This is a genomic window from Flavobacterium sp. I-STPP5a (assembly GCF_009764685.1).
Taxonomy (GTDB): Bacteria; Bacteroidota; Bacteroidia; order Flavobacteriales; family Flavobacteriaceae; genus Flavobacterium.
The window spans coordinates 1-4,101 of sequence record NZ_VHLM01000083.1 but is presented as its reverse complement, the minus strand read 5'-3'; the positions used below and the strand labels follow the sequence as shown (position 1 = coordinate 4,101).

The window sequence follows — 4,101 nt, the reverse complement described above, 5'->3', positions numbered from 1 at the left end:
AATACTTTAGCCATTCGGGAACCCCAGTAAAATAAGGGTTTAACGAATCGAAAAACGAGTTTTTATAAGCGAAAAACGAGTTTTTATAAGCGAAAAACGAGTTTTTATAAGCGAAAAACGAGTTTTTATAAGCGAAAAACGAGTTTTTGTACCGAGTATCGTTTTTTATACTCGTTTTTTATTATATTTGCTTTATGGAATTACAAAAATCACCCTCCGAAAAGAAAATTAAGCAACATAATACCATTACTTCAGGGCGTTATGATTTTTCTGCTTGTCAATTAGATGTGTTGTTTATGTTGTTGGCTTCGCTGGATGAATCCGATGAGTTAGGTAAGGAGTATCATATTCGGGTTAAGGATATTGAACTTATAACGGGGCGTAAATGGAATTATCAGCAGTTAAAAGAGGGTAACGAGGGTATGATGTCCCGTGTATTCGAAATTCAGATGCCACAAGGGTTGCGCCAAATAGTCCTATTTACAGACGTTCAATATTTAGATGGTACTGGTAGTTTTTTTATGAAAATAAACGATTCTGCTCGTCCTTACTTCTTTGATTTAAAAAATAATTTTACTCTTTTAGAATTAAAATCCGTTCTTGGTTGCTCTTCAAAACACGCCAAACGTTTATACTCATTAGCTTGTCAATGGCGTGGTACAGGTGGTCATACTTATAGCATCGGGGAACTCAAAGAAATGTTAGGATTAAAAGACTCTAAGGGAAAAGAACCCGAACAGTACGAGCGTGTAAATGATTTTCAAAAATACGTTTTAGATGTAGCAAAAAAGCAAATAAACGAACAAACCGATATTGTTTTTGATTATGAATTATTAAAAACAAGAGGGCGTTCGTATGATACAATAAAACTGTTTTGTGGCTTCTCAAAACCGAAGCTTCAAATGGAAATTGATTTTAATGGGGATATAGAAAAGCAAAAGAAAAATGGCGAACTTCTCCAGAAGATTGCAAATATACAAGCAATAGGGATTAGAGATGATTTAGCGGAACTGTGGGCAGTTAAGTATTGGAAGCAATTTGTTGAAGAAAAAAACAACCTTTTGGAAGCTATTCAAAAAGGGAAAGTAGTAGATGATAAACCCGCATATCTAGCTGGGATTTTTAAGAAGAAAGGATATTTGTAGTAACTTTGTAAAAATTACAACACTATGGAAGCTATAATATTGCACCCTAAAAACAAAACCCAATTATCTCTTTTGAAAAATTTAGCAAAGGAAATGGGTATGTCTTTTGAAACAAAAAAAGAAGAAGAAACCCCATACAATCCTGAATTTGTAGCTAAAATAATGAGGTCTAGAAAAGACTTTGAAGAAGGTAGATTTACCTCTATAAAGACAGAGGATTTATGGAAATAATATATTCCGAAATAGCTCAAGAAGATATTCTTTATTGGAGAAAATCAGGAAATAAAGGAATCCAAAAAAAGATACAATCCTTAATTGAAGATATAAAAAAAACGCCTTTTGAGGGAATAGGCAAACCTCACGCATTAAAACATAATTTATCAGGTTCTTGGTCGAGAAGAATAAATGATGAACATCGTATTGTTTATGCAGTTGATGGGGATTTTATTAAGATCGATTCCTTACGAGGTCATTACGAATAATGTTTTCCCTCGATTTTTGAAAAAGGTTTTTTTGGAGCTCAAAAACCTTTTCCGAAAATGAGGATAGCGAAGCGATTATTTACTGCTTTTCTTTCCAAACTTTAAAGCTTTCATTTGCCTTTGGGTTCTCCGTTAAAAACTTAGAAAAATAGTTTCTTAGTGCTAATTCCTTAGCATCTGCTACCTCGTTAGCTTTTTGAATTTGTTTGAAAGAATACCCCAACATTCCCACCCCCGAAATAAAAACAGTAAAAACAATTCCTAAAACCAAAGGGGAAAAATAAGTGTTTTTAAGTGCTGATTTTATTTGTTCCGCTCCGTTTACACATCCTTTTTCTAATCTTTCATTCAGATGTTCAAATTCAGTTAAATTAGGCTTAAGACTAATGTTTTTAAGGCTTTCAATTTGATTTTTAAACTCATTTATAAAAACAGTTCTTTCTTTTTCGGACTTTTCAATATTCTTTTGATGCTCTGATAAAGTGTATTCTAACACTTTGGCCAATTGCTCATTTGTTGCTTTTCCTTTCATTTTTTTTATATTTAATATCCCATTCCTTTAGATTGCTTGTAAATCAAATTAGCCACTTTAACAGCTATGTCTTTGGCTATTCCTGCCACGTTTATAGCCAAAGGTGGGGTAAGTTTTGCCGATGGTGCAAATGATACTCCTGACTTCGCTAAATCGGGGATTCCAACCCCTTTTTTGATATCGGAAGCTTTGAAGGTTTCCAAGCTTTTTTTATCTGTAAATTTCAAACCTTGAAGTTCTCCTTTGTTGTTCCTCGATTCAATTACGTCAATCCCTCTTTTATTCATTTCCTTTTGAAATTCGGGGAAAGTTTTAGATGCATTTTTCGATTCTTCGTAAGCCTTAAAAATTCTATCTCTCGTTGGTTTGGTTGAAATTTCTTTCCCTTGTGTTACTTCTTTTGCCGTTTTTAAACCTCGGTCTTTTGCTAATTTGTTCGCACTTTCGTGGGCTTTCAAATGAATGTTACTATCGTTCAAAGCCTTTCCATTACTGTCTATCCTATTGGCAAAAATATGAATGTGTTGCTGTCCTGTGCTCTCGTGAACCGTGGCTAAATATTGGTTTTTATCCAGACCTAAATTTTTCAAATGGTCTTGAGTTAACTCCTTGAGTTCTTCGGTTGTGAATTTCTTTTCATCGCTCGGAGAAAGAACAATTGAAATGCAATTGTTATGGCAATTCGTATTGCTCTGCTGGACGAAACGCATTTCGCTTAACATTTCGTTGCCGTTCTCTCCAGCAAGTCCATTGCTGTCTAAAATAAGAGCGTCGCCCATTTCTTTATCGCTCATAATGTAGTCGATACTTTGTGCGCTTCCTCTCACCGCTTTTGCTTTACTCACCATTTTCTATAATTTTCAAGTGCTTCATTATTTCCTCTTTTACTTCCAAGATTTCCGAGTGCAAATGTGCATAGTCTTTTTGCTTGAAGGCATTCGATATCCTCGAAAAATTGAAAAGGAAATTTTTCAAAAGCATATAAGCTTCCATTTGCTCCGAAGTCGGGGGCGGTTTAATTTGCTTGTTAAGTGCAGCAGCTCGCAAAAATTCCGAAACGGACATTCCGGCTTCTTCCGCTTTGGCTTGCAAAAGCTTCTTTTCAAAACTAGAAATCCGAATAAGGATCTGTTTTGATTGCTTGTTTGCTTCGTTTAAAATTTGTTCCGGACTTTTCATTTTTTATGTTTTCTGTGTAGCTCACTTTTTCCGACCGAGGGGAGGAAAAACAAGGGGTGTATGTATAGGAATTTCGAAACGTAGTGCAGAAATGTATATACATACACATATCTTGACCTCCTAAACTTTTAAAATTCGTCCTCTACCCTCGCAAATCTATAAAATATATCCATATACCGAACCAAATCCCCCTAATAATCCGAAAAAAGTCCGAAAAAGAAACCCTTATCCCTGGTCCCAAAAATTAACCAGGATAAAAATTATTTGTGAAAGTGCAACCCCCCTCAAAAATCAAAAAAACCTCTGAAAACAAAAAAGCAAAAACAAAGCCTTTTAAGGCCCCAAAAAAAGCAAATCACCAATTAACCCGCAAAAGACAAGATAACCCCTAAAAACCACCTAAAAACCACCTAAAAACACGTTCAAATCCTAAAAATCAAAATCCGCCCGCCCCCTTGGTGTGTTTTTTTCTTTTTCTTTTTTTTTGTTTTTTTGTTTTTCTCATTGGTTCGATTCATCTTCCCTTTTGGCTTTTTTTCTCTTTCAAATTTTTCTCCATTCCAACCAAATAAAAATCCAAAAAACAAGACAAATTTCCTCGCACACGCTACTGTTTAAAAACTTTAAAAAGATTTAAATACTTTAGCCATTCGGGAACCCCAGTAAAATAAGGGTTTAACGAATCGAAAAACGAGTTTTTATAAGCGAAAAACGAGTTTTTATAAGCGAAAAACGAGTTTTTATAAGCGAAAAACGAGTTTTT

The 4,101-nt window shown here is 34.6% G+C and carries 6 protein-coding genes; 3 read left to right on the top strand and 3 right to left on the bottom strand.

Annotated features, from left to right (window positions below; translation table 11 throughout):
• Positions 1 to 194 precede the first annotated feature (194 nt).
• From FJV36_RS15840 to FJV36_RS15830, 3 genes are read left to right on the top strand one after another with little or no spacing between them, the layout of a single operon-like run.
• Positions 195 to 1,145, top strand: coding sequence for a replication initiation protein (locus FJV36_RS15840; RefSeq protein ID WP_158981253.1), 951 nt, complete (start codon positions 195 to 197; stop codon positions 1,143 to 1,145).
• 24 nt (positions 1,146 to 1,169) lie between these two features.
• Entirely contained in the window at positions 1,170 to 1,376 is a 207-nt protein-coding gene (locus tag FJV36_RS15835) for a DUF2683 family protein (RefSeq protein WP_158727743.1), read from the top strand.
• Positions 1,367 to 1,627, top strand: a complete 261-nt coding sequence (locus FJV36_RS15830; RefSeq protein WP_158727744.1) for a Txe/YoeB family addiction module toxin — start codon at positions 1,367 to 1,369, stop codon at positions 1,625 to 1,627. The genes FJV36_RS15835 and FJV36_RS15830 overlap by 10 nt, the downstream gene beginning before the upstream one ends.
• Before the next feature lie 79 nt (positions 1,628 to 1,706).
• Here the strand turns inward: FJV36_RS15830 and FJV36_RS15825 are convergent, their stop codons facing one another.
• From FJV36_RS15825 to FJV36_RS15815, 3 genes are read right to left on the bottom strand one after another with little or no spacing between them, the layout of a single operon-like run.
• Entirely contained in the window at positions 1,707 to 2,159 is a 453-nt protein-coding gene (locus FJV36_RS15825) for a hypothetical protein (RefSeq protein ID WP_158727745.1), read from the bottom strand.
• Positions 2,160 to 2,170: 11 nt separating this feature from the next.
• Positions 2,171 to 3,007: a relaxase/mobilization nuclease domain-containing protein gene (locus FJV36_RS15820; protein ID WP_158727746.1), complete on the bottom strand. Its 837-nt coding sequence runs from the start codon at positions 3,005 to 3,007 to the stop codon at positions 2,171 to 2,173.
• Positions 2,997 to 3,338, bottom strand: a complete 342-nt coding sequence (locus FJV36_RS15815; RefSeq protein WP_158727747.1) for a ribbon-helix-helix protein, CopG family — start codon at positions 3,336 to 3,338, stop codon at positions 2,997 to 2,999. The genes FJV36_RS15820 and FJV36_RS15815 overlap by 11 nt, the downstream gene beginning before the upstream one ends.
• Between the last annotated feature and the right edge of the window lie 763 nt (positions 3,339 to 4,101).

Excerpts from the sequence above, each read along its gene's own strand:
- FJV36_RS15820 (WP_158727746.1), bottom strand. The coding sequence starts at position 3,007 with ATGGTGAGTAAAGCAAAAGCGGTGAGAGGAAGCGCACAAAGTATCGAC.
- FJV36_RS15835 (WP_158727743.1), top strand. The coding sequence starts at position 1,170 with ATGGAAGCTATAATATTGCACCCTAAAAACAAAACCCAATTATCTCTT.
- FJV36_RS15840 (WP_158981253.1), top strand. The coding sequence starts at position 195 with ATGGAATTACAAAAATCACCCTCCGAAAAGAAAATTAAGCAACATAAT.
- FJV36_RS15830 (WP_158727744.1), top strand. The coding sequence starts at position 1,367 with ATGGAAATAATATATTCCGAAATAGCTCAAGAAGATATTCTTTATTGG.
- FJV36_RS15815 (WP_158727747.1), bottom strand. The coding sequence starts at position 3,338 with ATGAAAAGTCCGGAACAAATTTTAAACGAAGCAAACAAGCAATCAAAA.
- FJV36_RS15825 (WP_158727745.1), bottom strand. The coding sequence starts at position 2,159 with ATGAAAGGAAAAGCAACAAATGAGCAATTGGCCAAAGTGTTAGAATAC.